The sequence below is a fragment of the Novipirellula herctigrandis genome, assembly GCA_007859835.1.
Classification (GTDB): domain Bacteria; phylum Planctomycetota; class Planctomycetia; order Pirellulales; family Pirellulaceae; genus Novipirellula_A; species Novipirellula_A herctigrandis.
Genome location: SJPJ01000001.1, coordinates 1308619 through 1325210 on the forward strand (window position 1 = coordinate 1308619; position 16592 = coordinate 1325210).

Consider the following 16592-nt stretch of genomic DNA (forward strand, 5'->3'; position numbering starts at 1 on the left):
GCGACCAGTCGATCGGTGGATAGTGCTTCGTCAAACGTCGAGACGTGCATACAGTCGGATCTGGATCAATCCTTGTCGTCCGTGTACCAATCATAGTTGCCTCGTCGGTAAGTCTCGCTCATGGTGTCGTCACTCTTGCGTTTCTGTCGATACGCGTCATCGAGAATGGCTTGCCTGTCGCGGTATCCTTCCCGCCACGCTTGATGTTGGTCGACCCAAGCCGGTTGCTGCATCCCGCCCGGTTGTTGTGGCGCGTAGTTTTCCGCTTCGTTGATTGAGTCGGAAATGCTGAACATGACGGCGACGAACAGTATCGCTATGGAAAGAACGGTCGCAGCGGCGATCGGTAGTGCTTTGGATGGATTCTTATGGATATATTCACGCAACATTTTTGATCGCGTGAACCACATGGTGAAGCGATAGGCATTTGCCTCAAGATCACTTAAGCCTTCCGGAACGCCTGCCGTTTGCGATGCCGAATCATCCTGCTTGACGGCGCCGCTTCCTTTCGATTCGGGCGGCAACGGTGGTGGCGTGAGAGGGGTGACGTCAGCGACGTTTTGTTCTAGCGGCGGCGGTACAACGTGAGCTATCAGAAGTTCAGCAAGGCGTTCCCTCAATTCCGGAATTTCTTGAGCCGATTTCCACTCTTCCATGCCCTGACACCAAGCCAGGGTATCCGCGGTGATCACAGCGTCGACCATGCGTTGTCGAATCGCTTCGGCGTCTAATGGGCCTGTCCTGTGACCATCGATGGCAAAAATTAGACCACGTCCGTCGAAGCTTTTATTCCGCTGGCATCGGCATCGATTGGTTTGGTGGACGTCGACATTTGTCTTGACCTCCTCCTTATGGGCAGTTTGTACTTGCTCGCCCCACATCCCTTTCCTCGACGCGGAAGAACTTTCGCTGTGATTGCACACAAGCCAGCAACATCATGGTTAAATGCAGTTAGCGAGATTTCTTTTGTAAGCAATCTTGGCTGCAATTCATGTGCCCGATTCACTTGGCACGAGGGAGTTGTGCGCCGCAAGAGGCTTTGGATTTTACGTCAAGAAAGGGTTATTGGAATGGGATGTGCAGCAAAATTCCACGGGCGTGTTTGGTAGCGTTCAGAATTGAAAAGTCCCAAATGAGGGAGGTCTTTAACATGAATATTAAACATTGGTCACCAAGTCATCGAGAAGGTGTCTTTTGGATGGCAGTTCTCTTGCTCGCTGTCGTGCTGCTGTTGATGTTGACACAAAAGGTGGCAGGGTTGTTGCTTGGCTGAGTGAACGAGGTTTTTCGTTTTTGATTTTCGAGGAATAGACCATGTTGGCAAGAGTGAAAGCATTGGGCGTTTTCGCACACGGTGTCGTTTTCGCTGTGGCAGTGTGCATCAGCAATCAGGCATTGGTTGGCCAGACGATAGAGATGTCGGTGCCAAAAAATTTAGAATCCGCTCATTTGGGTATCGAGGTTACCGATAGCCCCGGTGTTGGTGTATTGGTGAACATGGTCGCGATCGGCGGACCAGCGGACTTAGTTGGCATTCGCTCGGGTGACTATCTGCTTTCAATCAATGGCGATCCTATTGAAACACCGTCTGACTTAGTGAAACGCGTCGCTGTCCAAAAGCCGGGTGACAGAATTACGCTCGGAGTTTGGCGAGCTGGGGAAGAAATGACCAAACAGGCGTTGTTAGCGACATCGGTTGTTCCTGTGGACGCACCGAACCGAGCTTGGCTTGGCGTAATGTTGGAATCGGACGGTTATCGCGGTGCGAAAATCACGATGGTTATTCCTGGCAGTCCCGCCGCGCGAGCAAACTTGGCAGTAGGTGATTTGATTGTCGCAATCAACGATCAACCGGTCGAATCAGCAGCGGACCTAGTCAACGCAATCGAGAACCTCGAGGCAAACGAAACGGTAGCGATCACGTTTGGTGGTAAGAAGGAATCGAAGCGGGAAGTCAAGCTTGGGGCGATTGTTGATGCACCGCCAATCTTTAGTTATCGCATGCCGATGCCGGATTTGGACACGAACGGAATCGATTCATTTATACCGATTCAGCCGCTGCCGATTCCGCGCTTCCCGACTCCGCCACAGTTAGAGCGAAGTCGACTGAGGAATTCCGAAACGCTGGAAGAGCAGATGACTGAAATTCGAAAGCAGTTTAAAGAGCTCCGCGAACAGGTGCAGGGTATGCTTGAAAAGAGAAACCAGAATGCACCCTTGGGCGATCAGGACGAGGACGATCCGGAAACGATAGAAAGTTTGCCGGATGATGACGCGAGTCAGTATTTGAGCTCTCCGCCGTATGTGTATGTCGTTCACTCAGGGGATCGGAATCGCTATTCGCACCGTCCAAATTACAGGTATGAATAACGTTACGGGCCCTCTGCTTATTTCGGGTACCGCTACGTCGTTCCGCCGAATGCGTATTCTTTGCCACGACCGTACCCGTACCCCCAATACCACCGTCGCTATCCATCGTATCGGACCTATTCACGACCGGGTGTGCAGGTCTACGTGGGGCCGTTCGGGTTGCAGTATTACTATCGCTAAGGAATGCATCCCGATCGTCATACCGTCTGGTGTTCTGGTGCGATCTTGATTCATCACATTGGATAGTTAGCAATGCCTCTCCGAGCCAAGATGGATTCAATGTAGCGGAGAAAGCGGGCTGTGAGCAATTTGCTGCGATGTAAAGGTTGCGACTTGAATGTGTGGTGACCATGAATCAGGATCAAGACCGGCCTCTAGCCGCAAACGCTGGAAGAACTCGGTGGGTTCTCGCATAATCTTGGTGATTTAGTCGTGAACAACATAGGCTCCATATCCTACGACGTGGTCATGGCGGATACTTGTATCTCCGGAGTTGCGCAGGTCGAGTGTGGTGACTCGCAAACCCAGATGCTTTGCGATATTCAAAAGGCCCTGGATACCTGCGAATCCACAGGCTCGCTCTCCACTAAGTTCGTCGAATTGAAGTGATTCAATCATTTTCGTGGTTTGAAGATCGATTTTTTGCGCTGTCGCATAGTCTTTGTAGTGACTCAAATCGCTACTGACCACAAAGAGCGTTTCGGGGCCTCCCCAGGTGAAATCAATCACCTCCGCAATTTGCTTGGTGGTAGCCATACCGACAACGAGCGGGATCAACTTGAAGCTGTTTGGCAAAGCGACCTGCAGAAATGGCAATTGAACTTCCAGGCTATGTTCCGAAGCATGGGCTTCATCCAGAAGTGTCACCTCCGGCAAACTTTGTAGATCCTCTACTCTTTCGGTATCAATCGGTACGTCACCCAAAGGGGTTTCAAAATAGTTTGCACCACTTGTCGCCAAGCCAGAAAATCCAACATGGTGAGAAGGCCCCAACAAGACGACTCGCTCGATTGAGTCAGCAATCGGCAGCAATTGTGCGTATGCGGTGCCAGCGATTGGGCCGGAGTATTCGTACCCAGCATGAGGGACGATCAATGCTTTTGGACGACTGCTGATCGGTGCATGGGTTTGTTGTCCAGCGGAAATATGCTGACTAACACATTCTCGAAGCGAAACTGGATTTTCGGGATAGAAGACTCCTGCAACTGCTGATTGACGAATCGTTAACATGGAATGTCTCCTGCTGATTATCCGTGTTTTTGTTGATTCATTTTGGTGGCCACTGTGGTTCAATTTCAACGGGCATTCTGCGGGATCCCCAAGTGCCGAGTTGTTCACCAAAGCAACCTGCGATTCTTTTGCCGCAGAATTCGCAGTGATTTTTTCGGAGATGGTACCGTGTTATGTCATAGCCACGCCGTTCGATAAGGATCTCACTGCATGACGGGCAATAGGTGCATTGATGCGTCACATCGTCAACGTTGCCTGTGTAGACAAATTTCAACCCGGCTTCTCGGGCGATCTCGTAAGCCATGATGAGCGTTTCAGGCGGCGTAGGCGGCGTGTCGCGCATCCGGAAATCAGGGTGAAAGGCTGTGAAATGAAGCGGCACATCATCACCAAGGTTATCGAAGATCCAATTGCACATCTGCTTCACTTCTTGCTTTGAATCGTTTTCCTCAGGGATCATCAAATTCGTAATCTCAAGCCAAACCGATGTTTCATGTTTGAGCCATGCAAGCGTATCAAGCACAGGTTGCAAATGAGAGAGTGTTAGATGGCTGTAAAAATGCTCGGTGAATGCCTTCAGGTCAACATTCGCCGCATCCATATGCTCATAGAATTCACCGCGAGCTTCGGCACTGATGTAGCCTGCAGTAACGGCGACGTTTTTGATGCCAAGTTTACTGCATTGTTTCGCAGTATCGATGGCATACTCTGCCCAAATGACCGGGTCGTTGTAGGTGTATGCAACGGTTTGGCACCCGAGTTCCAAGGCAGTGGAGGCGATTCCTTCGGGCGTCGCATATTGGGAGGCTGTTTTTACCTCTCGAGACTTCGTCGTCGTCCAGTTTTGGCAAAATTTGCAGCCCAAATTGCAGCCGGCGGTGCCAAACGAAAGCGCACTGGTTCCCGGATAGAAATGATTTAACGGTTTCTTTTCGATCGGATCGACACAGAAGCCGGTGCTACGCCCATAGGTGGTGAGCACCATTTTTCCATCAATGTTTTCCCGAACGAAACAGAACCCTCGGTCACCCGGTTTCAAACTGCACGCGCGCGGGCACAAGTCGCACACAATTCGACCATTTTTGACATGGTACCATCCGCCAAGTTTGCTGCCATCCGAAAGAAGCGGTGAATTCGGCGGTGAGACAACTCGTTCGACCATGATATTGCTCCACGTTCTATCTTGCTTTGCAACCGATCAATTAGTCATGCAAACGATGTGCCTCAAACCTACGTTGGCATATAAGTTGCGGCTTCCAGTGAAGCAGAAGTCTGGGGTAGGAACGAGGTTAAATTATGCAAACGATGCAAATGGAAAACATCACCCAACATGACGTCGCCGACTTAGGACTTGCCGAGGCAGGGCGAAAACGAATCAATTGGGCCGCTCGCGAGATGCCCGTTTTGAAATTGATCGAGGATCGATTCCGCGAGGAAAAACCGCTCCAAAATATCTTGATCGCCGCGTGCCTGCACGTCACAACCGAAACGGCTCGGTTGGTCGAAGTGCTTCAAACCGCCGGTGCAACCATACGGCTATGTGCGTCGAATCCGCTTTCCACACAAGATGATGTGGCGGCGGCGCTGGTTCAACACGGTATAGCGGTATTTGCAAAGCGGGGTGAGGATCCACAGGCCTATCATCTCCATCTGCACAAGGCTGCCGATATTATGCCCGCAGTGACGCTGGACGATGGTGCTGACTTGATCGCAATGCTGCATCGCGAACGTACCGATTTGCTACCGTTGGTGCTCGGTGGTACCGAAGAAACGACAACTGGCGTGATGCGGCTGCGGGCGATGGCCAAAAACGGAGTCCTGCGCTATCCTGTGATCGCAGTCAATGATGCGATGACGAAGCACCTATTCGACAATCGTTATGGGACTGGGCAATCGACCATCGACGGACTGCTGCGAGCCACAAATGTTCTGATCGCAGGAAAGGTTTTCGTCGTCGCGGGATATGGGTGGTGTTCACGCGGTATCGCGATGCGTGCCAAAGGCGAAGGCGCGAATGTAGTGGTCACGGAAATCAATCCGCTACGAGCACTCGAAGCTGCGATGGATGGATACCGCGTGATGCCGATGAACGAAGCGGCAAAAATTGGTGATATCTTCGTCACCGCGACCGGTGACATCAACGTTATCGATCGTCCGCACTTCGAACGGATGAAGGATGACGCCATTCTTGCAAATTCAGGGCATTTCAATGTCGAAATAGACGTTCAATCGCTAAGCGAAATGTCGTGCAATATCGCCCACCCGCGTCCTCATGTCACAACTTTCACGATGGACGATGGACGCAAATTGCAACTTCTAGCCGAGGGCAGACTTGTCAATTTGTCGGCGGCCGAAGGGCATCCCAGTGCGGTGATGGATATGAGCTTCGCGAACCAGGCGCTATGTGTCGAGTACATCGTAGCGCAATCGCGTCTACATCGATTGCCCGATCGGATCCATCGCGTTCCAGTCGCAATTGATGAGCAAGTGGCGAAGGTGAAACTCGAAGCCATGAGTCTTAAGATTGATACGTTGACCGAGCAGCAGCAACAATATCAATCCGCATGGGAAACAGGCACTTGAACCAAACTCGCAAGAGGCGACATCGGATAACCGTTCCTTTGCCGCGTTGGTGAAACCGCTACGGATATTGGCATTTGACATGCAAGATTTGATTCCACCAAGCTAAAGGTTGCGCGTTTCCTTAGTGGGACAGTTTCTCTCGCTCATCCCGTTCCGATTCGGCGAAGCCAAGCAGTAAGTAGGGAAGATTGATTAGGATTGCCAGGAATAATGTTGCCGTGGCAGCGATTCCGACGGTCGCCCAGTCAAAGAATGCGGCAGCGACAATAAAGGTCCCTAATGCCAGTGCCATAAATACTTTTAACACCATTACGATTCCCGCTGTTTCGACCTCCTCTTCGATCTCCTGCTTGCTTAAGTCCGCCTCCCCTAACTTGTGTCGGTGATGCGTCCTTGAACGCTGTTCGTAATAGTCCAGTAGAGCTAGCGTGACGAACAAAATCGGAATGGGGATCGCCGCTAGATAGGCGGCCGCACGATAGAACACGAATAGCACAATCGCGGCCACCACTAAGGCAATCAGAATCACGCGGATGGCAGTTTGCCAATGCCTTGACATTCGATGCGCGTCTGACTCACCTGCAAACGTGGTGATCGGGCTTTGTGACGAATTGTGTTTTGCGGATGATGTTGTACTCATTTGAAAAAACTCACTTTCGGATTCACTATTTAGATGTGCGACGGAATGCAGAAAGTGAGACAAAGCCGCACGAATTCGCGATTCCCAGGCTGTCCCACAAATCAACTTCAATCAACTTCAATCAACATTTCGCTGTGGTACCGACCGATTAGTGTCGGCAAATGTCGAACAGCAGCTTTCCAAAAGCGCATGCCGATTTAGGTCTGTCGGATAGTGCCAGACACTGCGAATACGGTTCCATTTGGCATGCGTGTTGCCCTGATTCTTTGATCGCGTCATTTTCCGACGTTCCTCCGCGATTGCAATAATCTCAATGACACAATTATCAAACCTTCCGATCGACAAACGTTTTCAGCAAGGAATTTGTGAGGATGTGGTTCGATGCATCTCGGCATCAAAACACGAGCCCACTTGGATGCTTGAGTTTCGCTTGCGGGCTCTTGAAACATTCCGCAGCAAAGCGATGCCTACATGGGGGGCGGATTTGAGTGGATTGAACTTTGACGAAATTCACTTCTTTGTGCCACCCGAAACACAGAAGGTGGAAGATTGGAACTCTCTTCCCTGCTTGATACAGCAAGATTTCGGCAAACTTGGTGTTCCTAACGCCGAACGCCAACTTAACATGGCTGTCCAAGCTCAACTTGACTCTGAAATGATCTATGGATGTGTAAAGAGGGAACTCAACCAAAAGGGAGTCATCTTTACAGACACCGACACAGCACTTCGCGAGCATCCGGATCTGTTACGCCGCTACTTTGGAACGATCGTACCACCATCGGATAACAAGTTTGCTGCGCTCAATTCAGCTACTTGGTCGGGCGGCGCGTTTGTGTACGTGCCAGCTGGTGTTCAAGTGGAGATGCCGCTGCATTCGTATTTTCGTGTTAACGCAAAAGAATTTGGCCAATTTGAGCATACGCTGATCGTGCTGGAAGAAGGGTCGCGGCTAAGTTACGTTGAAGCCTGCTCTGCACTTCACCGTTCGACCGAATCTTTACATGCAGGCGTCGTCGAGATTGTTGTTGGACCCCGGGCACGATGCCGTTTCACATCAATCCAGAATTGGGCGAAAGACATGTATAACTTGGCGACCAAACGTGCGGTCGTCAAACGTGGCGCGTTAATGGAATGGATCGGCGGCAATCTAGGTTCACGGCTGACGATGGCATATCCCTCGGTTTACTTGGCTGAACCTGATTCCCGTGCAGAAATTCTTTCGTTGTCGTTAGCAGGAGCGGGTCAGCATCATGATACGGGGACAAAGGTCATTCATGCGGCACCGGGCACAACAAGCCAAGTGAATTCTAAATCGATTTCTCGGGGTGGTGGAAGGTCAACTTTTCGAAGTTTGATCCAAGTTCACCGGGGGGCAAGTGGATCCAGGTCGCACGTCGTGTGTGACTCGCTAATTCTTGACCCGTTGAGTCGATGCGATACCTATCCCGAGTTGGATGTCGCCGAAAAAGATGTCGAGATTGGTCACGAGGCGTCAGTGTCGAAAATCCAGTGGGAGCAACTGTTTTATTTGATGTGTCGAGGCATTTCGGAGAGCGAAGCAAATGAAATGGTGATCAGCGGATTTGTGGAACCGTTGGCCCGAGAGCTCCCCTTGTGTTATGCGAAACAACTCAACGAATTGATTCGGATGCCCATGGATTCAGCGGTCGGCTAAAGAGTTTCTTGAAGGGAAATCCTGCTCAACCAACCAATCGCACTAACAACAATAGACCGATCCCAAGGCTAAAAGCCGCGTAATGAAGTAGGTTCGTTTTTACGCTGTGGTGGTGCTTGATTTCTGGGATCAAATCCGCCGCTCCGATGTATAAGAAGTTTCCAGCTGCAAAGGGGACGAGAAAAACGACGTTGATATGGTCCGAAGCAACATAGGCCAAGATCCCGCCCGCCAAGAAGGTCGACGAGCAAAACAGGTTGAATAGCAAAGCCTTTGATGTGCTCCATCCACCATGCACCAATATGCCGAAATCGCCAAGCTCTTGCGGAACTTCATGGGCTGCGGCAACGAGAAACGCGGTGATGCCAAGCTGTACATCAACCATAAAACTAGCTGAAACGAACATGCCTCCGACGAAGTTGTGCAACGCATCCGCAATAATGATTAGATAGGTAAGCGGTGGCGTGTCATCGTCAGTGGCGTTGTGGCTATGATGCCAGTGTAAGAACTGCTCAAGAGCCAGGAACAACATGAAACCAGCTACAAGCCACAGGTAGAGTGAAAGATTGTTGTCCATTTGGTCCACGGCGGCTGGGATCATATGCAACACCGCCCCGCCAATCAAAGAACCTGCGGCGAACGCGACCAACGGCAGCAATAATTTATTGAGCGTCTCCCTTTTTACCAGCAACGTCACGGCACCAACCAACGAGATAATGCTCATTGCGATGCCGGAAAAAACAATCCATGCTAAAGTTGTCAATCTAGAACCCCATCAGCAATGAGGCGGACCATGTCAATGGTTGTGATAATGCCTAACAACTTGTGGTCTGTTCCCACAACGGGAACATGATGCACTTGATGTTCGACCATCAACTTCGAAACGTCTTTGAGCGTATCATCGAGAGAAGCTTCCACGGGTGCCGCCGTCATCGCGGACGTCACTTCATTGGTGCCGAGAGTTTCTCGGATAAGTTCGGTCACCCAGTAGCAGTCTTCGTAGAGTGGGAAGTCGTCCATTACTTTCGAGCCGGCGTCTTGTACCAAACGCAAAAGATCGTTGACGGTGAGTATGCCTTGTAAATAGCCACCTTCGTCAATCACGGGTAACGCGGAAATATGATGCTCTCTCATTCGATCGACCGCATCGATGATCGTGTCGGAATCGTAAACCTTTATGGGAGTGCGTTGCATAACACTGTGGATCAGAATTTCCGATGTGGTTTTTGTACTCATCTGTTTCGACCTCTGTTTGAAAAGTGGTTCCAGATCAATAACCCTCTAAGGCATCATAAGCAATCAACGTGCCGGAAGTGAATCTACTGAATTCTTTACCGTTCGGCAAAGGTTACCCGGCTTGTTTTCGATTGCAAACGAGTCACGCCAACGTTTTTCGATGTCAATGGATCAACAACGAAGATGGGGAAGACCTGCTTCACTCGGTTATTTATTCATTGCGGCTAACCGATGCGGCGGGCATTGATTTAGTGAGAATTGACTTGATTGGCGTTCATTTGTTGGCTGCATGGCGTGTGCGGCGCCGGCGATGGATCCGTTATTGGGTGGGGGGAGTACGTCGCAATCGTTGTAGGGATCTTCAGCCCGAATTGATGGCCGTTCTCAATATACACACCTGTCACACCCTCCGGGAAAGGGGCTGTGAACTTGACTGGATGTCACTGCAACTGGCATGTGCAGTACTGTGTCACAGAGTGTGCGGACACGCACATGTTGGAAAGACGTGCGTTTTCTTAGACGGCGACCATTTGCACTTTCGACCTATACACGAGGGCCAGTTTGTTATTCATAGCCCACCCGGAAATTTAACGCCTGTAGCGCTGTGGATCAGTTGACAAAGAAGCGACATTGCCAATGACTCGTCCCTGCCTTGAAGCCTGTATGGGAAAGTCAAGGAGTCATCTTTGACCTAGATGGGAAAACCCGGTAGGCGCGCGATACGGTAACTCGCACGCCAAACGAAACGATTTCGCCAATGCTCCTGTCATGGAACGATCGAGTACGTTTCACCGGAGCTAGTACATGCCCATTCCAGCTGGCATTTTTTCTTCCTTTTCCTCTGGCTTTTCGACGATCAGAACATCGCTTGTCAGCAACAAGGCAGCCACACTCGCAGCGTTTTGAATTTCGCTGCGGACAACCTTTGTCGGATCAATGATGCCGGTTTCCATCAAGTCTTCATAAGTATCGGTCATGGCATTGTAGCCCATGTTGCCTTGTCGCTCTGCGACTTTTTCACAGACGAGACTGCCGTCCTGGCCAGCGTTTTCAACGATGCATGTCAGTGGCCACCGGCACGCCCGAAGCACGATCTTGTAGCCTACTTGCTCGTCTTCGTGCAGTCCCTCGCGGCCAACGGCCAACGATGCACGCAACAGAGCCACTCCGCCGCCGGGAACGATTCCCTCCTCACTCGCCGCCTTGGCTGCATTGATTGCGTCTTCGTACATGAAACGCCGCTCTTTGACTTCCGTTTCGGTCATCGCACCTACATTGATTTTGGCGACACCTCCGGCGAGTTTCGCGATGCGTTCATCAAGTTTTTCACGGTCATAATCGCTTGTCGTCTTTTCACGTTGTGTACGTAATTGGGCAACGCGGCTTTTTATCTTTTGACTGTCCCCCCCACCCTTGATAAGCGTACAACTGTCCTTGTCAATTAGAACCTTCTGTGCCATTCCGAGGTCACTGAGTTTGACGGCATCGAGGTTGACTCCAAGACTCTCGAAGATTGCTTGGCCACCAGTGAGAATGGCGATATCCTCCAACATTTCCTTGCGACGATCACCATATCCAGGGGCTTTGACAGCTGCGACCTTGAGCGTTCCGCGAAGGCGATTTACCACTAACGTTGCCAGCGCATCACCGTCCACGTCTTCCGCAATGATTAACAAGGGACGACCCGCTTGGTTGGCCTTTTCCAACACGGGCAACAGGTGCTTAATCACACTTATCTTCTTTTCAAAGATGAGGATCAATGGCTCTTCGAGTACGCATTCCATTTTCTCCGTGTCGTTAATAAAGTACGGCGAGAGGTAGCCGCGATCGAATTGCATGCCTTCGACCCACTCAATTTCCGTCTCGGTACTCTTGCCATCGTCCAACGTTACGACACCATCTTTTCCAACTTTATCGAGAGCTTCGGCAACATGCTTTCCGACTTTTTCGTTGTTGTTTGCAGCGATCGTTGCCACTCGCTCAATTTGTAAATTATCCTTTACCGGCACCGAGATCGTCTTCAGGTAGGCCACGATGTCTTCCACTGCTTCCTCAATCCCTTGTTTCATGTAAACCGGACGCACGCCAGCGACAACGGCCCGAAGTCCTTCATTGAAAATTGCCTCCGCCAAGACGGTTGCGGTTGTGGTGCCATCGCCAGCAACGTCGTTGGTCCGCGAAGCAACTTGCCGAACCATTTGTGCGCCGGCATCCTCAAGCGGGTCTTCCAACTCAATAGCTTTGGCTACCGTGACGCCATCTTTCGTAATTGAGGGACCGCCGAATCCGCTTCGAATAATTACATTCTTGCCACGCGGGCCCAAAGTCGCTTTGACTGCTTTGGACAGTGTCGTTACCCCTCGCCGAAGCGCCTCAAATACATCGTTATCAAACGCAATCAGTTTAGACATCGCAGAAACTCCACGTTTAAGAATCGCCTCGTCGTGCAAATTCGACGATCGTCACCGCCGCTACGCAACCAGAGATTTGGAACTTTTGCTACACACCTACTGCAACGCGCGTACCGAATACGAATAGCGGTTGCCTCTATTTGTCGCACTCATTCGATTGTGGTCAATATTGGAATTGAATTTGCATTGATCGATGTCGTGAGGCGGCCCAACGGTAGGAAGTGAAGTCATCATTTTGGAACCGTGCGAGAGTTTGGTGTGCGGCAACGCACGCAACAAGATTCCTTGGAGAACCATTTGCGATGTTTGACTTAGCCGAAATTCGCGAGCGTCTAGAAGAAGATCTTCGAGTGCATATCGAACGTGCTGAAAAGATCGACAATCGATTGAGACAGCCCGGCGATGAGGACTGGGAGGAACAAGCTTCGCAGCGGATTAACGATGAAGTTCTGCAGTCGCTGAGTGCTCAGGCTCATGACGAGATCGATCAAATCAAACGATCGATCCATCGACTTGATCAGGGAGCGTACGGCGTTTGTGCCAAATGTGGTGAGATGATCTCAGGCGAACGACTGGAATTACTTCCCTATACGACGAGTTGTGCTAATTGTGCGTAGCGTTAGAAGTGGTCTTTGATGAACCGATTTGCTTACCCGTCATAAAAATGGGTTGTTGTTGCGAGCGATAACGGTACGGATTGACGACCGTTGTGATTGTGGATAAATGTGAATATGGATTAAGGGGAATGAAATGAAGATGCCATCGGTACCCAAAACAGATGAGTTGATGCAGACAGGTATCCATTCCATTGAGCCTGAGACGGTTTTGGCAGACGTTGTGTCGTATCTTACTCGACACCGACTTGCCAACGTGTTGGTTATTCGTGTCGAGGACGGCAAAAAGTTACTGTTGGGATACATCTCCGAAGCGGATTGCATGGAGCATCTCAGCAATGAACTTTTCTATGGCTCACCCATGCCTATCCAGACGGCGGCGACGATCATGCAAAAGCACCCGTTATGCGTCACCTCTGACACCGATATTTTTGTCTTATCATCGGTCTTTATCAGCCATAAGTGCCGGTTTTTGCCCGTTGTTGACGACAAGCATTTGCTTGGCATGGTTTGTCGAAGTGACGCATTAAAGGCGTTGGACCAGTACTATCGTCAATGGGTCCGTTTGCACGATCAAGAGCGAAAATCCATTGACGTTCACGAAATCATGAACCACCGATTTCTCGTCCGATCGTAGTTAGCTGGTCTCCGCGGAAATCACCTTTTTGATAGCGGGCCGGCGTTGTCCTACATTTTTAGGAGAACCAACGATGACCGTCATTTTATCCAATGATCCGATTCACGCTGCGGACGAACTTGAGGCTCTGCAAGAAAACCATGCGATGGCGGATCGGTTGGACGAGATTGGTTTGATTTTAAGTAATCAACAAGCGAGCGAGTTTCGTATACGCGCCTATCGCAGTGCTGCTGAAACGGTGCGAAAACTGACCAGCCCTCTGCAATTGATCTATGAACATGAAGGAATCGATGGTTTGATTGAGTTGCCGACGATCGGCAAATCGATAGCGAATTTAATCGTTCAAGCTTTGCGAACCGGCCGCATGCCGCTGTTGGATCGTCTCCGCGGGGAAGGTTCGACGGAGCAATATTTTACAATGCTGCCCGGGGTAGGTCCGGAATTGTCTCAGCGGATTCATGAGCAACTTCATGTCGAAACGCTGCCCGAACTTTTCGCTGCCGTTTGCCAAGGCAAACTCGATCAAGTGCCCGGTATTGGCCGCAAACGTGCGCGAGCGATTCGTGATTCGTTGACTCAGCGAATGCAGAAACAGAGTCACCGCGGGGCAAGCTTGTTTCCGGAAACAAACCGGTCTGTTCCCGTTGGCGAAATCCTTGAAGTTGACGAGCAGTACCGTCGTCTGGCCAGTAAAGACAAACTTCCAAAGATCGCACCTCGGAAGTTCAATCCCGGCAATGTGGCTTGGCTTCCGATATTGCATCGCGAGCGAAACGGGCATCATTATTCGGCTTTGTATTCCAATACCGCTCGTGCTCATGATCTGAAAACGACGAAGGATTGGGTCGTGATCTATCGTGACGATGCACATTCGCACGGTCGGTGGACTGTGATCACGTCACGGTTTGGCAAACTAAGCGGTCGTCGTATCGTGCGTGGCAGAGAAGATGAATGTCTCGAATACTACCAAGCGTAGCGCGAACACGCATCACGCTTCCGAGGCGGCGGTTTGCGATAGAAGGGGCGGCGGAACTAAGTCGTTGCGAATTGGATAATTTGCTGAGTGTTAAGCGCCCCCGATTGACGAGAGACTTCGTTGCCGCCTCGGAACAAGATCATTGTCGGTATTCCCGAAATTGCGAACGGGGAAGCGGCTATCGGAGCGTCTTCGGTATTCAGCTTCGCCAAGATGATTCGCGGTGAAAGCTGGGCCGCAGCTTGGGCGAATGCAGGCGCCATCATGCGACACGGACCGCACCAGGGTGCCCAGAAATCGACGAGTACCGGCATGCTTGTCCGTGTGATGAATTTTGTGAAGGTCGCCTCGGTTAACTCAACCGGGGCCGTTGGTAGTAGAGAGAGTTTGCACTTACCACATACCGGCTTGTCACGCATTTTCGAGTCGGGCAAGCGATTGACCGCTCCACATCCGGCACAAACAAGGGTTATATCCATTGGAGTACTCAACGATTCTGCACGTTCGGTTCGCACCGTGTTTTGATGAATGCTGGATTCACGACTGAGAACCGTCATGCTGCGGTTTTGAGAACAGATCCAAGAAGCGATCCTCATAATCGTCAAAAATTTCTAGACGATCCAATTCGCTTTTTAACTCGTAGGCTTTCGAGCGGTCTTGGCGCGCTTGTTCGAAAAGTGATTCGATTTTTTGTTCATCTTTTTCTGACAAACCTTCATATTGCTCAGGCATTTTGAATTCCTCCTCAGGCTCTTGCGATTCGGATTGCTGTAGGTTGGCTTGAAGTTTGGCAACGATGTCGCCCAGATGATGTTCAATTTCCTCGGCTTGATGTGCCAGTTCGGTAAAGTCCATTTGAATCTCTGCCATTTCTGCAAACAATTTTAGCACCGTTAACGAAGCTTTTGGAAACGGAACTTGAGCAAACACGTGCGGCATTTCTCCGAGCAGACAAATGCCCGGCATCCCCTTATCCTTTGCAACACCAAGCAACACTCCGTTTAAACCGCCAATATGTCCTTCCTGAAGAATACGCACCTCGGGCCGATCGAGTTCTTTGAGCAATGTTGTGTCCGTCGCGGCGGCAAAGATGCGAGATTCTTGCTCGGGGTGCATCTCGGTTGCCATCGCGGCGAACGTAAAGATTCGTTCAACGCCATGATCGCGAGCAAAGTCGATTAGGTTTTCGCAAAACGCGTACTTTCCGCGTGGCGGCTGTTGTTCGCCAATGAAAACGATGATATCGCGTTTGCCTTCTTGTCCCTTCCATAGAAACAGCCGACTGCGAGGTTGATGCGTGTTTTGGATCACACCGTCTTTGATCATCGCGAAGTCAACATCGAATAAACCACCACCGCTGAACTCGGCCATTTGGTGCATGTTGAGTTTTGCCATCAGAAAGTACCCGGCACTTAACGCGACATGCCCCATCCCCGGCCAAACGGCGACCAACCATGGTGCTTTCAAATTCATTTCGTCAGACATGATGAAACCCTGCAATTTCAAAACCGCAACACGAAGCAAGACCATCGAAACGTTTGCGTGCAAAGAGCATACCGTGGTGGTGTGCTGATTTGGGCATCTGCCTGACGCATGCGTGCGGCTATTGCACTTCGTTTATTGGAAACATGCGGTGAACGACACTATGAACTGCCACGGCACACGAATTGCAATTCGGCAATTTGTGCGTCGGAAGCTGTCCATCCGAATACAAAAAGTATTAGATCACAAACATCGAAGGTGAAAAAATGAGATTCAACATTCCATGGGCAAATGAGATTAACCGGATGCAGGATGAAATGGAGCGACTGTTTGGTGACAGATCCGGAGAAAGCATGTTTCGTCCGCGTGCCTATCCGCCCGTAAACATTTGGGAAGACGAGGACAACCTATATGTCGAGAGTGAAATTCCTGGTATGGAGCTAGAGGAAATGGAGCTTCTTTCCAATGATGAAAATTCCCTGACGATTCAAGGCGAACGAAAACAACCGCCACGCGCCGAAGGTTCTACGCATCGACAAGAACGCAGCTTCGGTCGATTCTCGCGAAGCATCCAATTGCCATCGAGCATCAATGCAGAAAAGACGACTGCTCAATACAAAGCAGGCGTATTAAAAATCACCTTGGCAAAGAAAGAAGAAGCAAAACCTCGTCACATTTCGGTGACAGCGGGTTAGAAAGTTTTCCGGCACCCCGCCGGTAGACGGCAAGTGCGGTAAA

The 16592-nt window shown here is 50.5% G+C and carries 17 protein-coding genes; 8 read left to right on the forward strand and 9 right to left on the reverse strand.

From position 1 onward, the window contains the following. Positions 1-65: 65 nt before the first annotated feature. Positions 66-881, reverse strand: a complete 816-nt coding sequence (locus tag CA13_RS04470) for a DUF4339 domain-containing protein (protein WP_146394782.1) — start codon at positions 879-881, stop codon at positions 66-68. Between the two features lie 269 nt (positions 882-1150). On the opposite strand from CA13_RS04470, the gene CA13_RS34700 reads away from it, so the two are divergent. Beyond that, entirely contained in the window at positions 1151-1273 is a 123-nt protein-coding gene (locus tag CA13_RS34700; RefSeq protein ID WP_419193933.1) for a hypothetical protein, read from the forward strand. Positions 1274-1314: 41 nt separating this feature from the next. Continuing rightward, positions 1315-2370, forward strand: a complete 1056-nt coding sequence (locus tag CA13_RS04475) for a PDZ domain-containing protein (protein ID WP_146394783.1) — start codon at positions 1315-1317, stop codon at positions 2368-2370. 426 nt (positions 2371-2796) lie between these two features. Here the strand turns inward: CA13_RS04475 and amrB are convergent, their stop codons facing one another. Continuing rightward, positions 2797-3600, reverse strand: a complete 804-nt coding sequence (amrB, locus tag CA13_RS04480; RefSeq protein ID WP_146394784.1) for an AmmeMemoRadiSam system protein B — start codon at positions 3598-3600, stop codon at positions 2797-2799. Between the two features lie 37 nt (positions 3601-3637). After that, the gene (amrS, locus tag CA13_RS04485) at positions 3638-4762 is read right to left on the reverse strand and encodes an AmmeMemoRadiSam system radical SAM enzyme (protein ID WP_146394785.1); all 1125 of its coding nucleotides are present in this window, start codon (positions 4760-4762) and stop codon (positions 3638-3640) included. A 134-nt stretch (positions 4763-4896) separates the two neighbouring features. On the opposite strand from amrS, the gene ahcY reads away from it, so the two are divergent. After that, positions 4897-6183, forward strand: a complete 1287-nt coding sequence (gene ahcY, locus CA13_RS04490) for an adenosylhomocysteinase (protein WP_419193934.1) — start codon at positions 4897-4899, stop codon at positions 6181-6183. Positions 6184-6304: 121 nt separating this feature from the next. Here the strand turns inward: ahcY and CA13_RS04495 are convergent, their stop codons facing one another. Beyond that, on the reverse strand, positions 6305-6823 hold the full coding sequence (locus CA13_RS04495; RefSeq protein ID WP_419193935.1) for a hypothetical protein: 519 nt from the start codon (positions 6821-6823) through the stop codon (positions 6305-6307). Between the two features lie 313 nt (positions 6824-7136). Here CA13_RS04495 and sufB point away from each other — a divergent pair, with 313 nt between their 5' ends. Then, entirely contained in the window at positions 7137-8498 is a 1362-nt protein-coding gene (gene sufB, locus CA13_RS04500) for a Fe-S cluster assembly protein SufB (protein WP_146394786.1), read from the forward strand. A 25-nt stretch (positions 8499-8523) separates the two neighbouring features. Here sufB and CA13_RS04505 read toward each other — a convergent pair whose 3' ends face one another. From CA13_RS04505 to groL, 3 genes are all read right to left on the reverse strand, one after another. Further along, positions 8524-9261 (reverse strand): ZIP family metal transporter, encoded by a 738-nt coding sequence (locus CA13_RS04505; protein WP_146394787.1) that lies wholly within the window; start codon positions 9259-9261, stop codon positions 8524-8526. Beyond that, on the reverse strand, positions 9258-9734 hold the full coding sequence (locus CA13_RS04510) for a CBS domain-containing protein (RefSeq protein ID WP_146394788.1): 477 nt from the start codon (positions 9732-9734) through the stop codon (positions 9258-9260). The genes CA13_RS04505 and CA13_RS04510 overlap by 4 nt, the downstream gene beginning before the upstream one ends. A gap of 797 nt (positions 9735-10531) precedes the next feature. Next, positions 10532-12145 carry a chaperonin GroEL gene (groL, locus tag CA13_RS04515; RefSeq protein ID WP_146394789.1) on the reverse strand — a complete coding sequence of 538 codons (1614 nt, stop codon included), beginning with the start codon at positions 12143-12145 and terminating at the stop codon, positions 10532-10534. A gap of 302 nt (positions 12146-12447) precedes the next feature. Between groL and CA13_RS04520 the strand changes: the two genes are divergently transcribed. The 3 genes from CA13_RS04520 to CA13_RS04530 all read left to right on the forward strand — a co-directional run bounded on the left by CA13_RS04520 (position 12448) and on the right by CA13_RS04530 (position 14372). Then, a complete protein-coding gene (locus CA13_RS04520) occupies positions 12448-12762 on the forward strand; it encodes a TraR/DksA family transcriptional regulator (RefSeq protein WP_146394790.1) in 315 nt (104 codons plus the stop codon). 133 nt (positions 12763-12895) lie between these two features. After that, entirely contained in the window at positions 12896-13396 is a 501-nt protein-coding gene (locus CA13_RS04525) for a CBS domain-containing protein (protein WP_146394791.1), read from the forward strand. A gap of 73 nt (positions 13397-13469) precedes the next feature. Next, on the forward strand, positions 13470-14372 hold the full coding sequence (locus tag CA13_RS04530) for a helix-hairpin-helix domain-containing protein (protein WP_146394792.1): 903 nt from the start codon (positions 13470-13472) through the stop codon (positions 14370-14372). Between the two features lie 56 nt (positions 14373-14428). Here CA13_RS04530 and trxA read toward each other — a convergent pair whose 3' ends face one another. Both trxA and CA13_RS04540 read right to left on the reverse strand, forming a co-directional pair. Then, positions 14429-14851, reverse strand: a complete 423-nt coding sequence (gene trxA, locus CA13_RS04535; protein ID WP_146394793.1) for a thioredoxin — start codon at positions 14849-14851, stop codon at positions 14429-14431. Positions 14852-14909: 58 nt separating this feature from the next. Beyond that, complete coding sequence (locus CA13_RS04540) at positions 14910-15857, reverse strand: PAC2 family protein (RefSeq protein WP_419193936.1); 948 nt, start codon at positions 15855-15857, stop codon at positions 14910-14912. A 263-nt stretch (positions 15858-16120) separates the two neighbouring features. Between CA13_RS04540 and CA13_RS04545 the strand changes: the two genes are divergently transcribed. Then, on the forward strand, positions 16121-16549 hold the full coding sequence (locus CA13_RS04545) for an Hsp20/alpha crystallin family protein (RefSeq protein ID WP_146394795.1): 429 nt from the start codon (positions 16121-16123) through the stop codon (positions 16547-16549). Positions 16550-16592: the final 43 nt, after the last annotated feature.

Excerpts from the sequence above, each read along its gene's own strand:
- amrB (WP_146394784.1), bottom strand. The coding sequence starts at position 3,600 with ATGTTAACGATTCGTCAATCAGCAGTTGCAGGAGTCTTCTATCCCGAA.
- CA13_RS04520 (WP_146394790.1), top strand. The coding sequence starts at position 12,448 with ATGTTTGACTTAGCCGAAATTCGCGAGCGTCTAGAAGAAGATCTTCGA.
- sufB (WP_146394786.1), top strand. The coding sequence starts at position 7,137 with ATGACACAATTATCAAACCTTCCGATCGACAAACGTTTTCAGCAAGGA.
- CA13_RS04540 (WP_419193936.1), bottom strand. The coding sequence starts at position 15,857 with ATGTCTGACGAAATGAATTTGAAAGCACCATGGTTGGTCGCCGTTTGG.
- ahcY (WP_419193934.1), top strand. The coding sequence starts at position 4,897 with ATGCAAACGATGCAAATGGAAAACATCACCCAACATGACGTCGCCGAC.
- CA13_RS04530 (WP_146394792.1), top strand. The coding sequence starts at position 13,470 with ATGACCGTCATTTTATCCAATGATCCGATTCACGCTGCGGACGAACTT.
- amrS (WP_146394785.1), bottom strand. The coding sequence starts at position 4,762 with ATGGTCGAACGAGTTGTCTCACCGCCGAATTCACCGCTTCTTTCGGAT.
- CA13_RS04470 (WP_146394782.1), bottom strand. The coding sequence starts at position 881 with ATGTGGGGCGAGCAAGTACAAACTGCCCATAAGGAGGAGGTCAAGACA.
- CA13_RS04510 (WP_146394788.1), bottom strand. The coding sequence starts at position 9,734 with ATGAGTACAAAAACCACATCGGAAATTCTGATCCACAGTGTTATGCAA.
- trxA (WP_146394793.1), bottom strand. The coding sequence starts at position 14,851 with ATGGATATAACCCTTGTTTGTGCCGGATGTGGAGCGGTCAATCGCTTG.
- CA13_RS34700 (WP_419193933.1), top strand. The coding sequence starts at position 1,151 with ATGAATATTAAACATTGGTCACCAAGTCATCGAGAAGGTGTCTTTTGG.
- groL (WP_146394789.1), bottom strand. The coding sequence starts at position 12,145 with ATGTCTAAACTGATTGCGTTTGATAACGATGTATTTGAGGCGCTTCGG.
- CA13_RS04475 (WP_146394783.1), top strand. The coding sequence starts at position 1,315 with ATGTTGGCAAGAGTGAAAGCATTGGGCGTTTTCGCACACGGTGTCGTT.
- CA13_RS04495 (WP_419193935.1), bottom strand. The coding sequence starts at position 6,823 with ATGAGTACAACATCATCCGCAAAACACAATTCGTCACAAAGCCCGATC.
- CA13_RS04545 (WP_146394795.1), top strand. The coding sequence starts at position 16,121 with ATGAGATTCAACATTCCATGGGCAAATGAGATTAACCGGATGCAGGAT.
- CA13_RS04525 (WP_146394791.1), top strand. The coding sequence starts at position 12,896 with ATGAAGATGCCATCGGTACCCAAAACAGATGAGTTGATGCAGACAGGT.